Annotated in this window: 15 protein-coding genes; all 15 read right to left on the bottom strand. The window is 46.4% G+C overall.

Going from position 1 to position 17,745, the window contains the following annotated elements; translation table 11 throughout:
* Positions 1-5: 5 nt before the first annotated feature.
* The 15 genes from MHI32_RS00865 to hisH all read right to left on the bottom strand — a co-directional run bounded on the left by MHI32_RS00865 (position 6) and on the right by hisH (position 17,744).
* Positions 6-956: an ROK family glucokinase gene (locus MHI32_RS00865; RefSeq protein ID WP_036687097.1), complete on the bottom strand. Its 951-nt coding sequence runs from the start codon at positions 954-956 to the stop codon at positions 6-8.
* A 209-nt stretch (positions 957-1,165) separates the two neighbouring features.
* The gene (locus tag MHI32_RS00860; RefSeq protein WP_339245657.1) at positions 1,166-2,425 is read right to left on the bottom strand and encodes a DUF438 domain-containing protein; all 1,260 of its coding nucleotides are present in this window, start codon (positions 2,423-2,425) and stop codon (positions 1,166-1,168) included.
* A 15-nt stretch (positions 2,426-2,440) separates the two neighbouring features.
* On the bottom strand, positions 2,441-2,665 hold the full coding sequence (locus MHI32_RS00855; protein WP_076280344.1) for a DUF1858 domain-containing protein: 225 nt from the start codon (positions 2,663-2,665) through the stop codon (positions 2,441-2,443).
* Positions 2,666-2,872: 207 nt separating this feature from the next.
* Positions 2,873-4,363, bottom strand: a complete 1,491-nt coding sequence (locus tag MHI32_RS00850; protein WP_076219204.1) for an altronate dehydratase family protein — start codon at positions 4,361-4,363, stop codon at positions 2,873-2,875.
* 33 nt (positions 4,364-4,396) lie between these two features.
* Positions 4,397-5,866 (bottom strand): tagaturonate reductase, encoded by a 1,470-nt coding sequence (locus MHI32_RS00845; protein ID WP_340011723.1) that lies wholly within the window; start codon positions 5,864-5,866, stop codon positions 4,397-4,399.
* Positions 5,867-6,023: 157 nt separating this feature from the next.
* Positions 6,024-7,028 carry a LacI family DNA-binding transcriptional regulator gene (locus MHI32_RS00840; protein ID WP_076105201.1) on the bottom strand — a complete coding sequence of 335 codons (1,005 nt, stop codon included), beginning with the start codon at positions 7,026-7,028 and terminating at the stop codon, positions 6,024-6,026.
* Between the two features lie 57 nt (positions 7,029-7,085).
* Positions 7,086-8,513: a glucuronate isomerase gene (gene uxaC / locus MHI32_RS00835; RefSeq protein WP_076192647.1), complete on the bottom strand. Its 1,428-nt coding sequence runs from the start codon at positions 8,511-8,513 to the stop codon at positions 7,086-7,088.
* Positions 8,514-8,863: 350 nt separating this feature from the next.
* Complete coding sequence (gene trxB, locus MHI32_RS00830; RefSeq protein ID WP_340011722.1) at positions 8,864-9,817, bottom strand: thioredoxin-disulfide reductase; 954 nt, start codon at positions 9,815-9,817, stop codon at positions 8,864-8,866.
* Between the two features lie 150 nt (positions 9,818-9,967).
* Positions 9,968-11,707 carry a tetratricopeptide repeat protein gene (locus MHI32_RS00825; protein WP_076277720.1) on the bottom strand — a complete coding sequence of 580 codons (1,740 nt, stop codon included), beginning with the start codon at positions 11,705-11,707 and terminating at the stop codon, positions 9,968-9,970.
* A gap of 232 nt (positions 11,708-11,939) precedes the next feature.
* Complete coding sequence (locus tag MHI32_RS00820) at positions 11,940-12,890, bottom strand: ribose-phosphate pyrophosphokinase (RefSeq protein WP_036687083.1); 951 nt, start codon at positions 12,888-12,890, stop codon at positions 11,940-11,942.
* A gap of 26 nt (positions 12,891-12,916) precedes the next feature.
* Positions 12,917-13,744 carry a histidinol-phosphatase HisJ gene (hisJ, locus tag MHI32_RS00815; RefSeq protein ID WP_076307319.1) on the bottom strand — a complete coding sequence of 276 codons (828 nt, stop codon included), beginning with the start codon at positions 13,742-13,744 and terminating at the stop codon, positions 12,917-12,919.
* Between the two features lie 14 nt (positions 13,745-13,758).
* Entirely contained in the window at positions 13,759-14,472 is a 714-nt protein-coding gene (gene hisIE, locus MHI32_RS00810; RefSeq protein WP_076307320.1) for a bifunctional phosphoribosyl-AMP cyclohydrolase/phosphoribosyl-ATP diphosphatase HisIE, read from the bottom strand.
* Positions 14,469-15,227 carry an imidazole glycerol phosphate synthase subunit HisF gene (gene hisF / locus MHI32_RS00805; protein ID WP_036687077.1) on the bottom strand — a complete coding sequence of 253 codons (759 nt, stop codon included), beginning with the start codon at positions 15,225-15,227 and terminating at the stop codon, positions 14,469-14,471. Before hisF ends, hisIE begins: the two co-directional genes overlap by 4 nt.
* A 1,113-nt stretch (positions 15,228-16,340) precedes the next feature.
* Complete coding sequence (gene hisA, locus MHI32_RS00800; RefSeq protein WP_339189097.1) at positions 16,341-17,078, bottom strand: 1-(5-phosphoribosyl)-5-[(5-phosphoribosylamino)methylideneamino]imidazole-4-carboxamide isomerase; 738 nt, start codon at positions 17,076-17,078, stop codon at positions 16,341-16,343.
* 42 nt (positions 17,079-17,120) lie between these two features.
* Positions 17,121-17,744 carry an imidazole glycerol phosphate synthase subunit HisH gene (gene hisH / locus MHI32_RS00795; protein ID WP_076126837.1) on the bottom strand — a complete coding sequence of 208 codons (624 nt, stop codon included), beginning with the start codon at positions 17,742-17,744 and terminating at the stop codon, positions 17,121-17,123.
* Position 17,745 lies beyond the last annotated feature (1 nt).

The raw sequence follows: 17,745 nt of genomic DNA, 5'->3' as shown, positions 1-17,745 counted from the left end.
GTCTTTTAAGAACGCAGCAAAAGGCCGGCAGCCCCAACAATACCTGCGTCATTGCCAAGCTCAGCTGGAATAATCGAAACACCAGTTTGAAGCGGAGCCGGTGTCAATTTCGCAAACACACGACGAACCTCATCAAATAGAATATCTCCAGCCTTAGACACACCGCCGCCAACGATAAATACTTCAGGGTTAAGCACAGCCGCAACAGAAGCCATGGATTTACCCAGATAGTATGCTGCACGATTCACTATACGGATAGCTACTTCATCGCCAGCCTTAGCCGCATCAAAGACTTCTTTCGCAGCAATCTTCTCTACCATAGAGAGGGAAGTGCGATCGCCACGAGCTACTGCATCATTAGCCATGCGGATAATACCTGTAGCGGAGGAAACGGTTTCCAGACAGCCCATGTTGCCACAGCCGCATTGAATAGCTTCCAGATCCGGCACTACTGTGATATGACCAAGCTCACCAGCTAATCCCGCAAAGCCTTGATAAATCTTTCCATTAATAATGATTCCGCCACCGACACCTGTTCCAAGCGTATAGCAGACACAGTTATCAACGCCACGTCCCGCACCGCTCCAAGCTTCGCCCAGTGCAGCCACATTCGCATCATTGTCTATTTTGACAGGCTTGTTCCAACGATCTTCCAAAATGGAACGGATCGGCACATCTCTAAATCCTATGTTAGGCGCAAGGATGATGATTCCTTCACGAATATTTGTGAACCCGGCTACACCCGCTCCTACACCTGCAAGCTGATCCCAAGAGTACGGGGAATCCTCCACAATTTGGCGTACATACTTCTCGATATTATCGATAACAGTATCGACACCCTCTGCAGTTCCTGTAGGTCCCTCATAAGTATGTAGCAGGGTACCTTCAGCATTACAGATTCCAACCTTAATTGCAGTTCCACCCAAATCCACGCCAACGTAGATATTCTCAGACATGTAACAAGCCACCTTTTTTTATACTAAAATAGTTAATCCTAAGTACCAACTATAATAGAAGCCCTCTCTGTGGTCAAGGAAAGACAACACACCCGGGAATTCCTTATTTTAAGAGTATACTCTATTATATTCTAAAAAGACCCCCTTACGCCTAAGTAAGAGAGTCTTGTACCTATATTATTATCTGGAAAATAACCCAACGCACCGATTTATTCTGATAAAATGCGCTTTTGGCCCTCTAATGCTCGGATTGGAGCGATATTCTGTGTGAACTCTAGCGTGCCCATATATTGGCCTGACTCGTCTCGTACAGCGAAGTAACGGATGTAGATAAACTTATCCTTGATATTGATCCAGAAGTCTTCAGCATCCTTACGGCCTGCCTTAAAGTCTTCCAAAAGCTTCTCTACCACATGAACACTTTGCGGGGGATGACAGTTCTGTACTGTACGGCCGATAACCGCTTTAGTTCGGGCAAAGATACGTTCCTTCCCGTGTGAAAAATATCGGACAACATCATTCTCATCAATGAAGGTTAGATCTACAGGAAGATGGTTGAGTACGGTCTCCAGCTGATGCAGTGACAACAACCCTGTCTCAAAACGGATGAACCCGCCTTGCGGCGTAGCTCCTTCTGTTTCTTCCAGCACTGTGCCGTCCGGCTCAGCGGCCCGCTCAGGGATCCACTCCTGCTCCGGTGCGGTTAGGCAGAACCCGATCTCATCACTCTCCCGGGCGATTTTGACCCATTCATCTTCCGTCAGTTTGTCCAGGGCCATGGGCAATAGAATATTTTCTTCCTTAAAGATCATTTCATTAACTTCCTTGATGATCTCCTCAAGCTGAATGCCTATTTCTGCTGCGTTTCCGCTATAAGTGCTGAGCGCAGCTTTTGCCTCTTTAATCATACGGCGGATATTATCATCCACTCCCCACATTACCTTGGTTGGGCCATAAATGCCGTATTTTTCGAGGTATGGGAACAGCAGATTTTCTTTTCGGCTATAGTGTTTATCAAGATCCAGCAGCAAGCTAAGATCCTCCAACAATTTGAAGATCAGTTCCTCACTATCATTCTTTTGAAACTTTGTTGCGTGCAGATCCATGCGGAAGTTAACAAGTTTTTCGATCTCACGATTCTCCAATTTGAAGGTGTGTACTGGATGGCCTGGCTGCTCCTCGGGCTGGGACGAGCGGTGAATTTGCTCAATAGAGCCTTTAAAGATGGCTGTATGCACCGAACAAAGACGTTGGACCTCGGATACCGGAATTCCTTCTTCGGTCATTAATGAATGCTCCATCGCGGAAATCTCCGCTACGGTAACATCACCCACAGCTTCGGCGAATCGCGCCTTAACCTCTTCTACACTTTTCCCTGCATGCAGCTCTTTAATAATCTCCTTAAGCATAGCCTGGCGACGAGTCTGTTCCGGCACATCAACTTCACGGTTGTTAATCAGTTCGCTCATATTAACACTCCTTTATTAAATAATCTCGAAACCATGACGTTCAAAAGTTTGCTTCACGTGCTCGAGATCCATTTTTTTCAGCTTAATTCCTTTGGATAAGGTCATGAAACGGCCAGCAGTCTGCAGCATGCCAGGCTTGGCAATATCCTTAAAGCCCAGCTCTACCATAATCTCGATGACCTCCGGATGCCGTGATACCATCTCGAATATAGATTCATCCAAACTCAGCACTTTTTCCATCTGACTCTTCTCCTTTATGTGAGAACTATTCTCAATAAAAGATTAGCACAGGCCGTACAGGACCATTGTGATTGCAATCACTAATTCAAAAGAAAGCAATTATCGTTCTTTTTAAGACGGATTATGTATGCTGTGAACCTAAAAAAACTGCCCCCTACGCTTAAAAAGCATAAGAGACAGCCTGATTTGTCATTAATTAATGATTTATTATAGCGTTACTCCTGTTTTGAATATGGAGATCTCACGGAAATTATTCTTTTCATTATTAACCCATTCACCGCTGGCCACCGCAATAATATAGTTTATGAAGCTGCGCAGGACCTCATCTGGAGAACCATCTTCCACCAACACACCTGCATTAAAATCGATCCAATGACGTTTGCCTTCATACAATGGGGTATTGGTAGATACTTTCATCGTAGGCACGAATGTACCAAATGGTGTTCCCCGCCCGGTCGTAAAGATCACCAATTGGCAGCCAGCAGCAGCCAGTGCAGAGGAAGCCACAAGATCATTGCCAGGTGCGTTAAGGAGATTTAAGCCTTTATTAGTGATAAGCTCCCCGTACTTGAGGACATCCATAACTGTAGCGTTCCCGGATTTTTGAGTACAACCCAATGATTTATCCTCAAGCGTAGTAATTCCTCCGGCTTTATTCCCTGGAGAAGGATTTTCATATACCGGCTGTTTATAGTCCATAAAATACTGCTTAAAGTCATTAATGAGATCGACAATTTTGTTGAAAATAGTTTCGTCCGCAGCACGTTCCATTAGAATTTTTTCGGCACCAAACATTTCAGGCACTTCTGTCAGTACAGTGGTCCCGCCTTGAGCAGCCATATAATCAGACAGACGTCCAAGGAGCGGATTCGCAGTAATACCGGATAACCCGTCGGAGCCTCCACATTTCAGACCGATCTTCAGCTCGGAGAGTGATACCTCTTCCCGTTGATCACCTTGTACATTATTGTAGATTTCCTTCAGCAGCTTCACGCCTTCTTCAATCTCATTCCCAACCTCCTGGGAGACAAGGAAACGCACACGATCCTCATCATAGCTGCCCAGCATGTCTTTAAAAATATGCAAATTGTTATTCTCACAGCCCAATCCGAGCACAAGCACGCCGCCCGCATTCGGGTGTTTAACCGCGTTAGCCAGAATCGTACGTGTATTGTCATGATCATCGCCCAGCTGGGAGCAACCGTAGTTATGCTTAAGCACGAGCACGTTATCGAAAGGTGCGATATCTCCAACCTCTGCTTTGAAAATATTGATGATCTGCTCCGCCACTCCATTCACACAACCAACAGTAGGGACGATCCAGAGCTCATTGCGGATACCTACAGATCCATCAAAGCGGCGATACCCCTTAAAGGTCAAATTCTCCGCTGCAAAAGGATTCGGCGTCAGCTTCTGCTCAAAGGTATATTCCTCTACCCCTGTTAGGTTTGTCTTAGTGTTATGGGTATGCACCCACTGCCCCGGCGCGATAGACGCTATAGCATGACCAATGGGGTAACCATATTTCAATACGTTTTCACCTTCGCTAATGCTGGATAGTGCAATTTTATGGCCTCTAGCGATATCTTCAGTAATTTTAATCTCTTTTGAACCAATCACAATGGTGTCGCCTGCTTTATAGTCTTTTAGTGCAACAGCGACATTATCAGCCTCATTAATCTGCAATACTTCTTTCATCGTCTTGATCATATCATTGTCACCTCCAGGGTATTAGTTGTGTGCCGGTCTCTTCACGAACGCTTTTAAGGCTTGCTTCATGCCATTTTTCTCAATCCCAATCAGTCCTTCTGTCACCTTGTCAGTAAGTCCAGCCACTTCATTCAGATCACAGCCCCAGCGATTGGTTGCGGCAAGTACTTCGACGGCCAGTGCGCGCAGCCCGGTGTCTGTGCCATCCCATCCTCCCCATAAGGAGGCGAACCATTCCAAAATATCCGCATCATCAGCCAGTTGAATGTTTTCTTCCCCTCTGCGTCCTCTATAGAAGGCAATTAATGCGCTCAATGAGAAGACAAGCTTTTCAGGCAATTGTCCTTTGGCCTCTACATATTGCAGTAAAGAAGGCAGATCTCTTGTCTTAAACTTCGATATAGAATTAAGGGAAATGCTCATCAAGTAATGCTGCACATAAGGGTTCAGGAATCTTTCTAATACCGCGTCTGCAAAAGAATTCAATTCCTCTGCCGGCAGATCCAGCGTTGGAATAATCTCATCATAGATTAAGGACTTCACGTACGCCCCAACCTCTTCGTGCTCAATGGCTTCAGCAACCGTATCAATACCGTACAAATACGCTACTGGTGTCATAGCTGTATGAGCTCCGTTTAAAATCCTCACTTTACGAGTCCGATAAGGGGCCATGTCATCCACCACCAGCACATTAAGACCTGCTAGTTCAGCCGGAAACTCCTTTTTAATCCACTGTGGTCCTTCAATCACCCAAAGATGGAATTGCTCGCCGACAACGACCAGCTTATCCTCATAACCCAGCTCTTCTGTAATCTCGGCAATGCTGTCTCTTGGATAACCGGGAACAATGCGGTCCACCAGACTGCAGCAGAAGGTATTAGCTTCATTCAACCAGTTCACAAAACCTTCTCCAAGATTCCACAGCTCAGCATATTTCAAAATAACCTTTTTGAGTTCATCACCATTCCGGTCAATCAGCTCGCATGGAATGATGATAAAACCTTTAGAAGCCTCCCCATTAAAAATTTGATAACGTTTGTACAATAAGGCCGTCAGCTTGCCTGGGAAACTACTCTGCGGCGTATCGGTTAACTTGTCGCCAGCTTCAAAAGCAATTCCCGCTTCAGTAGTATTAGACACGATAAAGCGCAGCTCAGGGTTCTCAGCCAGCTTCATATACTCCTCATGCTGTGAATAGGGATTAAGCGTCCGCGTAATACAATTAATTACCTCGTGTTCTTTTACAGCCGCTCCGTCTTTAATGCCTTGCAGATAAAGGGTATACAGCCCATCCTGATCATTCAGCATTTCTGCCAGTCCGTTAGCCAATGGCTGTACAACAACCACTCCACCATTGAAATCCGTTTTTTGATTCATGGTATGAATCTGCCAATCTACAAAGGCGCGCATGAAATTGCCTTCGCCAAATTGTAGAACCTTCTCAGGATACTGCTTGTAAGCTGTCCAATTATCACTATTTAATCTTTTCATATTAACGCCTCCTAATAGTAAATGCACACGATAAACTTATTAAATAAACTATACAAAATCATATTTATATTACTAATTCATTAAATATATGCACACGTGAAAATTTTAGATAGCAATCCTTTACGAAGGTAAAGGATCAGGCTGCTATGCGCAGCCTCTACTTCTGCAACTTCCTGACTGATTCTCTGGCAATAAGCTCTGTCTCGATCGAGATCCGCCCGTCTTTTTCTGAGGGTTCCTTGACCAAGCTTAACAGCTGGCGAGCGCCTTGCTCACTAATCTTCTCAATAGGACGTTTGACCGTGGTGAGTGAAGGATTGGCAAAAAGTGAAAACCCAATGTCGTCAAAACCAACAACAGAGATATCATTTGGCACCTGCAGCCCTCGCTCAAACACGCCTTTCATAGCCCCGATCGCCATATCATCATTGGAGCAAAATACAGCAGTCGGTGGCTTCTCGAGATCCAGCAGCTTGCCCATCGCCTCATATCCACTTTGCATATCATAACTACCGCTTATCATGTAGTCATTACGAACAGGGATATTATGGTCAATCAAAGCTTTTATAAAGCCATCTCTGCGTTCCTGTGTGGATTTAAAGCCCTCGACACCTTCAATAATTGCAATGTCTTGATGCCCGTTTTCGATCAGGTATTTGCCTGCATTATAAGCACCTTCCCGGTCGTTCGAGATGATGTTGATAATGGAACGGTCATCAATTTCCCGGTTCAGCACAACGATTGGAATGCCTTGCTGGACAACATGGTAAATGAATTTATTATCTGCTTCACTCTGGCTCATTAGAATAATTCCATCAAAACGTTTGCGATGAATAGAGGAGTAATCCGCATAATCGTCGATCCCACGGATGAACAGATTGTACTCTACATCTATGACCCTATTTACACCACGAATCGTATCAGAGAAGAAACCAGAAGTTGTGCCGTTGGCAATACTCGTGAAGAACAGACCAATGGTATAGGATCGCTGCATCACAAGGCTTTTGGCATTGTAATTAGGGACGTAACCCACTTGCGCAGCGATCTCGGCAATTTTTTTACGTGTGACCTCTTTAATTAGTGGACTATTGTTAAGTGCTCTCGATACAGTTGTATGCGATACATTCGCCAATTTGGCGATATCCTTGATTGTAGGTGCCATGGGTCAACCTTCCTTATTAAACGGGTTTGGCTCTTCCATGTAAGGATATCATAACGATTACCTAGTCACCAATGCCTGTTTCGAGAAATTAAAATAATGATCAGCGTTATTGTAACAGATGTTCTCAATCATACTGCCCAGTAACTCCATATCATCCGGGGCTTCTCCAGCTTCTACCCAAGAGCCTACTAGATCACACAAGATTCTTCTAAAGTACTCATGTCTGGTATACGATAAAAAGCTTCTGGAGTCTGTTAACATCCCAACAAATTGGCTAAGTACGCCTAGATTAGCAAGTGTCTTCATCTGTTCCAGCATGCCGTCTTTATTATCGTTGTACCACCATGCGGTTCCGAATTGAATCTTCCCTGGAATACCGCCGCCCTGGAAGCTACCCATTAGACTGGCAATAACATGATTATCATTAGGGTTCAATGAGTACAAAATGGTCTTAGGCAACGCATTCTCACGATCCAGCGCATCGAGCAGACCCGCCAAAGGCTTAGCAATCACGCCGTCATTGATAGAATCATAACCCGTGTCAGGTCCGAGACGTCCGAACATTACGCTGTTGTTATTCCGTAGCGCATGAATATGGAATTGCATCGCCCAATCCAGCTCGTTATACAATTTGCCGAGGAATACTAGCGTGAATCCTTTATATTTCTTTTCTTCACTCTCACTTACAGTGCCTTCATAAAGTGCTTTAGCGAATATAGCTGTAGCTTCCTCCAAGGTAGTAGGCTCAAACATTACCGCATCCAAAGCATGGTCAGATACACGGCCGGCTCTGGCGTGGAAGAATCTCACTCTGCTCTCCAATGCTGCAAGAAACTGTCCGTAATTCTTAACAGCCATTCCCGAAACTTCGCTTAGCTGAGCTACCCAAGGCTGGAAGGTAGGACGGTTGATTTCAAGCGCTTTATCTGGCCGGAATCCCGGCACAACGCTAGCATTGAATCCACTCAGATTACTGATTTTCTCATGATATTCCAGATTATCTACAGGATCATCGGTAGTACAAACCGTAGTCACCTTCGATTTAATGATCAAATCTCTTGCTCCGTATCCTTCACCCTGTAACTGTCTATTCACTTCATCCCAAATTTTTGGTGCGTTAGCTTCATTCAGCAACTCATATACACCGAAGAAACGTTGCAGCTCCAGATGCGTCCAATGGTATAGCGGATTCCCGATAATCATCGGAACCGTTCTAGCCCAAGCTAAAAATTTATCATAATCACTGGCATCGCCAGTAATGAATTTCTCTTCTATACCGTTAGCGCGCATCACTCTCCATTTATAATGGTCGCCATACAGCCAAGCTTCGGTGATATTGTTGAACGTTTTGTTCTCATAAATTTCTTTTGGACTGAGGTGGCAATGATAATCGATAATGGGCATGTCTTTCGCATGATGATGAAACAGCTTAATTGCGGTCTCGCTCGACAATAGGAAGTTCTCATCCATGAATTTTTTACTCATGAGGTTTGCTGCTCTCCTTTAAGTTCGAATGGGAGTTACACAAAGTTTAACGTGAACATTTATTCAATCGGTCGATTTCTTAATAAATATTTTAAACTTAAAATTATTGTTTATAATAGGGTTTGTGTAAATTGTTCACGTTAACATTATATCTTCATTGTAAACGTATTTTTAAAATGCGCAAGTCTTTTTATAAAGACATTGTTACAGTTATTTTAACTTCCGAGCGGTAATAAATAAACAACATATTTAATATCTGGACACGGCCCCGCCAATATTGAAAAAAGCAGGCAACCCTTTAGAAAAAGGATAACCTGCTTATATGTCATCGACTACGATTTCTCGCAAAATTAACTATCCAGTGTTTCGCTCCAGTCATGCACCGTCGTGCCCTCTAGGTACTTCTCAGCATCCATTGCTGCCATACAGCCAGATCCCGCTGCGGAAATTGCCTGACGATAACGGGTATCCTGCACGTCGCCACAAGCGAATACGCCCGGGATGTTCGTTTCTGTCGTTCCAGGGTTGACCACAATGTAGCCGTTGGTATCGGTCGTAATTTGCCCCCCTAAAAATCCGGTGTTCGGCGTGTGCCCGATCGCGACAAACACTCCGTCCGCTTCGATGAGTTCATCAATTCCCGTCTCATTGTTGCGAACCGTCAGCCCCTTAACGCCAGACTCGTCGGTTGTAACCTCAAGCGGTGTACGGTTAAGAGCCCACGATACCTTACTGTTATCCCGTGCGCGAGCCTGCATAATCTTCGAAGCTCTAAGCTCATCACGACGGTGAACCAATGTTACATTGGAAGCGAATCGGGTTAAAAAGCTGGCTTCTTCCATCGCAGAATCTCCACCACCGACGACAATAATCTTTTTGCCACGGAAAAAGAATCCGTCACAAGTAGCACAAGTGCTGACCCCACGGCCCACATTCTCCTGCTCCCCGGGGATTCCTAAATATCTGGCAGATGCGCCGGTTGAGATGATCACTGACTCCGCCTCTAATACTCCCAATCCATCTACAGTCACTTTAAATGGACGCTGTGAAAAATCAACTGAATCCACCCAACCATTCTTAAATTCAGCCCCAAAACGTTCAGCCTGCTTGCGCATGTTGTCCATTAAATCCGGGCCTAGAATTCCTTCAGGAAAGCCTGGGAAGTTCTCGACTTCTGTTGTCGTTGTCAGTTGTCCACCTGGTTGCATACCTTCAATCACAAGTGGGTTTAGGTTGGCACGTGCCAAATAAATTGCAGCAGTAAGCCCGGCTGGGCCTGTTCCGATTACAATCGTTTTGTACATAACAGTGGCCTCCTCACAATAGGGTTTATTTAGAAGAAACGGGCCCTTTTTTGGCAAGCATAGCCGCCTTCGGTGCCCCTATAAGGAACATTAGCGTTACGCAAGACATATAAAAAGGGCTCCGTTTCTACGAAATACTACATGATCGATTTAGATATTCTCGGTAAATGGCGGAAGGCTGTCGCTCACACTTCCCTCGAAACTACATTCCTCATCTATGCGCCGAGCATAACGACTGACCATAGAAACGGAAACATTGTAACGCTGGGCTACTTCACGGTAGGTGACCGGCAGGTTATGCGTTTTAGCAATTAGATATTCTAAGGCAGCACACCAGCCATTCGCATGACGGATAAACGGAACATCCGGATAAAGGCTGCTCAGAAATTGCTTCCACAGTAATTCAGCATCTTTTTTGTGGATTGCATCATATCTTCGATCCATCATACTAAGGGTCTGGTCGATAACTTTCTGCCAATCCTCTCTCCATTCCGGCAGTCCCTTCAGACGCGGGGAAGAGGTTTCTTTGACTTCCTGAAGCACATTCTCTTCAGGAACACTTCCAATCAGCCGCTGCAGACTAAGAAGTGCCGCTTCTTGCAGCTTTTCTTCCTGCAAGGGCTGCTGCTTTAGAAGTCCTTGCAGAATTTCGGACATCTCTTCATCTTCGATCCACCGCAGAGCTTCTGTAACCTGAAGCTTCGTATTGGCATCCCCGTAGCGGAGCGCCCAGAAGAAGGAAGAGCGAAGCAGCGGATTGTTCCGCACCTCTTCGGTAAAGCTGCCCTTGTTGTCCTTCCACAGCTTCAGCTGCTCCTGAAAAGGAAGCTGATAGTTGTAGCTGACCAGCGACAGCGTTTTACCTTCCCCCTGCGCCTGCTGCAGCTGAGCCAGAAAAAATCTCGGCACAGCCGATTCCGGATCGAGCTTAGCCGCCTTCTGCCAGCAGCGTTGGGCTTCTGTATACAGGCCACTATTGCTGGCAGCTGCCGCACAGTAATGATAGAGACTGGCGTCGCCACCGACCTCTTCATCCTTCAACAGACGTCTAAAATGGCCATAGGCGGTTCTATGGCGTCCCAGAATCCCCATGGTGGTGGCCATTTTGAACAGATGCTCCTGATGAAACGGAATGGTGGTCTCCAGAAGGTGTAACAATCCATCCAGTTGCCCGCGGTCACCTTCATACTGAAGGAAGATCGCTAAGTTACAGAGTGCATGCAAATTCCCGGAATCCAGCTCCAGCACCCGCATAATACATTCCTTAGCTTTGGTAAAACGACCCATATAAAAATACGCTAGGGCTAGGTTGTTATGTGCCGCCAGGAAGTCAGGCGTATTGCTCACAATCTCTTCAAGCAAAGTGACGGCTTGTGTAAACTTGCCCTCCTCCAACAGTGCTCGGGCTCGCTCATGCTCTATTACACCTTCCCGGCTTCTAATCCGGATAAGTGGAGCAGGACGGTCCAGCTCATATTGCAGCAGCTCCATCAATTCTTCCGATTCGGCCAGAAATTCACCGTTCACATCTTCTTCGAGATAAGTGACGAGTGAGCGTTCTGCCTCCTCATAGCTTTCCATATTGGCGAAGTTGTTAGCCATATAGAAATAACATTCCGTCATTGCCGGATCAATATTCTCCAGTACATGGGTTAAAATGTCGTTGGACGCTTCATAATTACCCATTTCTGATAATACGCCAGCCACGTTGCAATGATTGACCGGATTCTCCGGCTCGTACTCTACAGCTTTGCGAAAATTCTTTAATGCCTTATCATATTGAAAGCGATCCAAGGACCGAACGGCTCTTTCAAAGAAAAAATTGGCATTCAGAGTTACAGGAATCACATTATCATTCCCCAGTTCATACTCTGAAGTTCTCTCAATCATGGAAGCAAGGCACCTCCCTTATAAGAAGCTTCCTTATACTAACGAAAAATAGGAGGGCGGCGCCCTATGGGGTATGCCGGAGCTCCATCCTTAATCGCTATTCCGTTCCCTTATTGGGCGCGGGTATCTCCACACAGTATACCACATGTGACAGCGAGAATCTCAAGTTGAGAAAGACTCTACCACTCTGCTTACAACATCTTTTTTGACAAAAAATAAAAAAGACGGGGAATTAAATTCCCGCGTCTCTAAATAGCTTATCGATCGAACCACCCTCGAGGATGATGTGTGTGGCCTGAGCAAGCATCGGTGCAACAGATAATACTGTAAACCGACTTGAATGGTCATCAGGTAGTGCAATAGAATCTGTCGTAACCACTTCCTGAATAGAAGGATGGTCAAGCCGCTGTAGCGCGGGCCCTGAGAATAATCCGTGCGTCGCGCAGACAATACTGTCCTTCGCACCTCTCTCCTTCAGACCTTCTACCACATTCACAATGGTCGTCCCAGTATCGATCAGATCCTCAATAATGATAGGTGTCCGTCCCTCGACATCACCAATGACATGAGTGATTACCGATTCATTATGGGCTGGGCGCTTCTTGATCATAATGGCAAAAGGTGAATCCAGCTTATTCGCCAGCTTCTCAGCCATAGACGCACGCCCTGCATCCGGGGAAACAATGACCAGATCAGACATTGCCTTGGCTTTCAAATGGCTGCTGATCAAATCGAGTGCAGTCAGATGATCGACCGGAATGTTGAAAAAGCCTTGAATCGCCGCTGCGTGCAAATCGATGGTGATTACGCGGGTTGCTCCAGCGGTCGTCAGCACATCAGCCACCATCTTAGCCGAGATCGGCTCACGGGGTGCGGACTTCCGCTCCTGCCGAGCATATCCATAATACGGCACAATAATGTTCACTGTACGAGCTGAAGCCCGTTTGGCAGCATCTATCATCACCAGCAGCTCCACGAACATCTCATTAATGGGATGCGAAAGGGATTGCACCAAAAATACGTCGCAGTTCCGGATGCTTTCTTCGTAATGCACGTAAATCTCGCCGCTCATGAAGCGGGTCAGCTTTATCTGCCCCAATTCAACACCAAGTCGCTCCGCAATATCAGCCGCTAACTTTGGATTCGACGAACCGGAAAAAATACGTAATTGTTGATGATGCATAATACCCTCCTGCGGATTATAAATTATTATAGTTTGAACTGAACAGTGGTACGGCGGCGTCCCTCAAATATAGCCAGCTCACGAAAACCAGTGTGCCAAAGCATACTACGCGCCTCTTGCAGCCCGTCCCCCAGCTTGGTAGGATCATGTGCATCAGAGCCTAATGTCAGCGGTATGCCGAGCTTTAGGGCCTCCTGTAGCAGATGCTCCGCCGGGAACATCTCAGCGCAAGGCTTCGTAAGTCCGGAAGCATTCAGCTCCATGGCGATTCCGCTATCCGCTATAACCTTTAAGGTCTCTAGCTCTAGCGCCCTCACCTCAGCCTTGCCCTCCGGTGTTTGTGGACCATAACCGAACCGTTTAATAACATCCATATGTCCTATAATATCATATAATCCCGATAACGCTGACTTCTTTACCGCATCGTAATAAAGACGATACACCTCTAGCGCATCTCTGCTTTCCCAACCATGAACCTGGCGGTGATCCGTAATATCCCACTCCCCAAGAAAATGTACAGAACCTATAAGATAATCCCATGGATACGGCGACAAAATCTCGCGAATTTGCTCTTCATAGCCTTCGATATAATCGGCTTCCAGCCCCACCCGCAGATCTATGACTCCACGGTAACGCTCCTTTAAGGTTAGACATTCCTCCACATAACGAGGCAGCTCAGCCATTGGCATAGCCATTTCTGGATAATAGCTGGCGGGATCTACGTGGATGAGCGGCAAGTGGTCGGATAATCCCAGCTGCTGAAGTCCAAGCTCTATCCCGCGCTGTACATACTCCTCAAGCTTACCCACGGCATGGCCACAGCGTTCATGATGCGTGTGGTAATCAATATGCATCACTCAGTCCTCCCTTAGTACTGATCCCGGCGTGGGCGTTCGTGACGGGTACTCAACTCTTCCATAATCTCATCCAGTGGAAGCTTGCGCTCTTGCAGCAATACCAACAGATGATAGATCAGATCACTGACCTCAAGGCGCAGCTCGGCGTTATCTTTATTTTTGGCGGCAATTATGGTCTCGGAAGCTTCCTCGCCTACCTTTTTGAGGATCTTATCCACGCCTTTATCAAACAGATAAGTGGTATACGCGCCTTCCGGGCGTTCCACTTCCCGTTCAGCAATCACACGCTCCAGCTCACCAAGAACAGCAAAACGCTCACCATCCGTCAGACTAGACACTGATTTCGAAGCATCCGTTGTTGGGTTATTCAAAGGAATCTCACGGAAAAAGCATGACGTAGCTCCAGTATGGCAAGCTGGTCCTTCAGGAACAACCTTCACGAGTAGTGTGTCGCTATCACAATCATAGGATATGGAGGTAATAGCTTGTGTGTTGCCTGAGGTTCCGCCTTTATGCCAAAGTTCGCTGCGCGAGCGGCTCCAAAACCAAGTCTGGCCACTCTCCAGTGAGAGCTGTAACGATTCGGAGTTCATATAAGCAACCATCAGTACCTCTAAACTGCTAGCATCCTGAACAACGGCAGGCACCAGACCCGCTTCATTCCAGAGAATGCCTGCCAGAGCTTCTTTTTGGCTTAATGTGGTATTGTTTTGTGTTTCGCTCATCGGATTTCTACCCCTTTTTGCTTCAAATCTGCCTTTAAATCATTAATTGCAATCTCTTTATAGTGAAAAATGGTCGCCGCAAGTCCCGCATCGGCTTTCCCTTCCGTAAATACATCGTAAAAATGCTCCTTCTTCCCAGCGCCGCCAGAAGCAATCACAGGAATACTGAGCAAATCGCATACTGCCGAGGTTAGCTTCAGGTCGAAGCCGTCTTTTGTGCCATCTGCATCCATGCTAGTGAGCAAAATCTCACCTGCGCCCAGCTTCTCAGCCTCTTTAGCCCAAGCCAGAGCACGGATGCCGGTGGGCTTACGCCCGCCATGAGTGTACACTTCCCATTCACCAAAAGCCTCATTATATTTAGCATCTATCGCTACTACAATACACTGGGAGCCAAATCGGCGAGCACCGTCCAAAATTAACTGAGGATTAGTGATGGCTGCCGTATTAATGCCGATTTTGTCTGCGCCTGCACGAAGAATCCTTTTCATATCATCAGTTGTAGAGATCCCTCCACCCACTGTAAAAGGAATGGCAATCTCACCAGCGGTCTGCCGCACAACCTCGATCATCGTTGCTCTACCTTCTACGGAAGCCGATATATCGAGAAACACAAGCTCATCTGCGCCCTCGCGGTCATACAGCGCCGCTAGCTCTACCGGATCTCCAGCATCACGCAGATTCACAAAGTTAACGCCTTTGACTACCCGTCCATCCTTAACGTCAAGACAGGGGATGATACGTTTTGCTAACATTATGAAATCCCCCTTTCTTTAAAAAGCGTTTCAAGCACCTAAAGTGTGTCCGTCCCCCTAAAGCCCTCTTAGCCCAGGGGGAGCCCAAAGGCCCCTGCCCTTTGGAAACCTCGATTGAAGGCATGGCGGATCATAGTCCATCCGGCTGAACCATAGCCCACACGGCTGAACATGTGCTATGATCGCTAACCCCTTCGTAGCCGCTTCCTTGACCCATAACACCTTCATGTTCCGCGGTTTTGGCCCTTATGTGGTCGGAAGGGCTCACGCCACCTGCAAGCCCACGAGTATTTAGTTGCACAACGTGCAGTTATTTTATCAACCTTTTTGCAAGCTACTCTTTTAACTGCATTTCGTACAACTAAATCTGGGGATAAGCTTATAAAGCAACTCATCTCTGAGTTATAGCTGCACGAAATACAACTAAATTAGCTAATCAGCTCTAAATGTGAAAAATAGCTGTATAAAGTACACTTAAATCATCATCCGAGGAAAAATACCCTTCCCGCCGCCTCATTACGCCTATTGTAGCAGATTGTGCAGCGGGTTTTAGCTAGCGGGTAACCTCCATTTTCACAGGTATTAAAATTTCACCGGATCCCTCGTTGAAACAGCGCTCAAGTCGTTATGCCATTCGTAATGAGATGAGATTTTTGCAAAGTGAAAACACATTAGCTAGTTGGGTTTGTTGCTTTATTGGCCAGCTGGTTTGTTTTAGCTCTTTTGTTGGTTTGTTGCTTTGTTATTAAGCCCTTTTGCTGGTTTGCTGGTTTGTTCGTTTGTTCGTTTGTTCGTTTGTTCGTTTGTTCGTTTGTTCGTTTAACTTTTGCTAGTTTGCTTCTCTGGGCGTTCATTTAATTATTATTAGTTACTCATTTACTGTTACGTCTATTTCTTTAACCCACTGCTCATTTAATAGTTCATCTATTGTCTTTTTGTTCATTCGCTCGTTTATTAATTAGTTTGGTGATTTAGTGATTTTTGTTCACTACGTTACTGTTAAGTCTATTTCTTTAACCGTTGGTTCTGTCTGTTTCATTGATCCACTATTCCTTGGCTAGCTCATGTCGTCTTTTTGTTCATCCGCTCATCAATTAGCGCGCTCGCCCAACGCTATTTCTGCCCAAGCGCTCGCAAAGCTCCAGAAAGATCAATATTGCCCGTATATAACGCCTTGCCAACAATAGCTCCGCCTACACCGCTGCCGCTGTGCACGTTCAGACGCAACAGATCATCAAGACTGGTGACTCCGCCGGACGCGATCACAGTTTTACCGCTGGCCTGCGCCATGGACAGGATACCGTCCACGTTCGGTCCCTGCATCATCCCGTCGCGGGAGATGTCGGTGTAAATGAATGTCTCGGCTCCTTTTGCCGCCAATTCCTTGGCAAGAGCTTCAGCACGTACTTCAGAGGTGTTCAGCCAGCCGTGTGTCGCAACATAACCGTTGCGCGCATCAATGCCGATCGCGACTTTATCGCCGTATTTTGCCAATACCTCTTCGGTAAAAGCATGATCATTAATCGCAGCAGTACCGATAATAATGCGGCTAACGCCAAGTCCGAGCAATTTCTCTACGTCCGCAAGATTGCGAAGACCGCCACCCACCTGCACAGGAACGTTAGCATTAGCAGCAATAGCACCGATAATCGCATCGTTCACAGGATGACCCGCTTTCGCACCATCTAAGTCCACCAAATGAATGAACTTTCCACCTTGCTCTTCCCATGATTTTGCCACCTTTAGTGGACTATCATTGTATATCGTTTCCTGATTGTAATCCCCCTGCTGCAGCCTGACGCATTTTCCATCCCGGATATCAATCGCCGGATATACAATAAAAGAAGACATTTGGCGCTCCCCACTTTCGTTACATTATATTTATAGCGTGGCTTACGCCCGCTCTCTCTTAATCTTCAAAAAATTACCCAACAGCTTGATTCCCAGCTCTCCGCTTTTTTCCGGATGGAACTGCATACCGAACACATTATCTTGCCCGACAATAGCCGTGACTGGGTAACCATAATCCGTGACAGCCAGCAGATCACTCTCTTTTGCTACAAGCGCGTGATAAGAGTGGACAAAATACACATGCCCCTCCTCAAGGCCAACAAAAAGCGGATTCTCCGGCTGTCTAAAGCTGAGCTTGTTCCACCCCATATGCGGCACCTTATAGCCATCTCTAGGAGCGAACCGCACCACTGAACCCGAGAGAATATCTAGCCCCTCATGGCTGCCATGCTCTTCACCGGTGCTAAACAACAGCTGCATGCCAAGACAGATCCCAAGCAGAGGCTGCTCTCCAGCGGCTACCTGTTTGACGACAAGATCCAAACCATTCTCCCGCAAATGCCCCATCGCATCGCCAAATGCACCGACACCTGGCAGAATGACACTATCAGCAGCGAGAATTTGCTCGGCATCACCCGTCACTACACACTCATAACCGAGACGTTCTACCGCCTTACTCACACTGTGCAGGTTGCCCATGCCATAATCGACGATTGCAACAGTCATC

Origin of the sequence: Paenibacillus sp. FSL H7-0690, assembly GCF_037980415.1 — a bacterium.
Lineage (GTDB): Bacteria > Bacillota > Bacilli > Paenibacillales > Paenibacillaceae > Paenibacillus_AQ > Paenibacillus_AQ odorifer.
Note: the sequence above shows the minus strand (reverse complement) of the source record. Positions and strands in the feature narration are given on the sequence as shown.

Bases quoted from the DNA above. Each gene is read 5' to 3' on its own strand.
- uxaC (WP_076192647.1), bottom strand. From the start codon at position 8,513: ATGAGTAAAAAATTCATGGATGAGAACTTCCTATTGTCGAGCGAGACC.
- hisJ (WP_076307319.1), bottom strand. From the start codon at position 13,744: ATGCATATTGATTACCACACGCATCATGAACGCTGTGGCCATGCCGTG.
- hisA (WP_339189097.1), bottom strand. From the start codon at position 17,078: ATGTCTTCTTTTATTGTATATCCGGCGATTGATATCCGGGATGGAAAA.
- trxB (WP_340011722.1), bottom strand. From the start codon at position 9,817: ATGTACAAAACGATTGTAATCGGAACAGGCCCAGCCGGGCTTACTGCT.
- MHI32_RS00825 (WP_076277720.1), bottom strand. From the start codon at position 11,707: ATGATTGAGAGAACTTCAGAGTATGAACTGGGGAATGATAATGTGATT.
- MHI32_RS00840 (WP_076105201.1), bottom strand. From the start codon at position 7,028: ATGGCACCTACAATCAAGGATATCGCCAAATTGGCGAATGTATCGCAT.
- MHI32_RS00820 (WP_036687083.1), bottom strand. From the start codon at position 12,890: ATGCATCATCAACAATTACGTATTTTTTCCGGTTCGTCGAATCCAAAG.
- hisIE (WP_076307320.1), bottom strand. From the start codon at position 14,472: ATGAGCGAAACACAAAACAATACCACATTAAGCCAAAAAGAAGCTCTG.
- hisF (WP_036687077.1), bottom strand. From the start codon at position 15,227: ATGTTAGCAAAACGTATCATCCCCTGTCTTGACGTTAAGGATGGACGG.
- MHI32_RS00855 (WP_076280344.1), bottom strand. From the start codon at position 2,665: ATGGAAAAAGTGCTGAGTTTGGATGAATCTATATTCGAGATGGTATCA.
- MHI32_RS00850 (WP_076219204.1), bottom strand. From the start codon at position 4,363: ATGAAAGAAGTATTGCAGATTAATGAGGCTGATAATGTCGCTGTTGCA.
- MHI32_RS00860 (WP_339245657.1), bottom strand. From the start codon at position 2,425: ATGAGCGAACTGATTAACAACCGTGAAGTTGATGTGCCGGAACAGACT.
- hisH (WP_076126837.1), bottom strand. From the start codon at position 17,744: ATGACTGTTGCAATCGTCGATTATGGCATGGGCAACCTGCACAGTGTG.
- MHI32_RS00865 (WP_036687097.1), bottom strand. From the start codon at position 956: ATGTCTGAGAATATCTACGTTGGCGTGGATTTGGGTGGAACTGCAATT.
- MHI32_RS00845 (WP_340011723.1), bottom strand. From the start codon at position 5,866: ATGAAAAGATTAAATAGTGATAATTGGACAGCTTACAAGCAGTATCCT.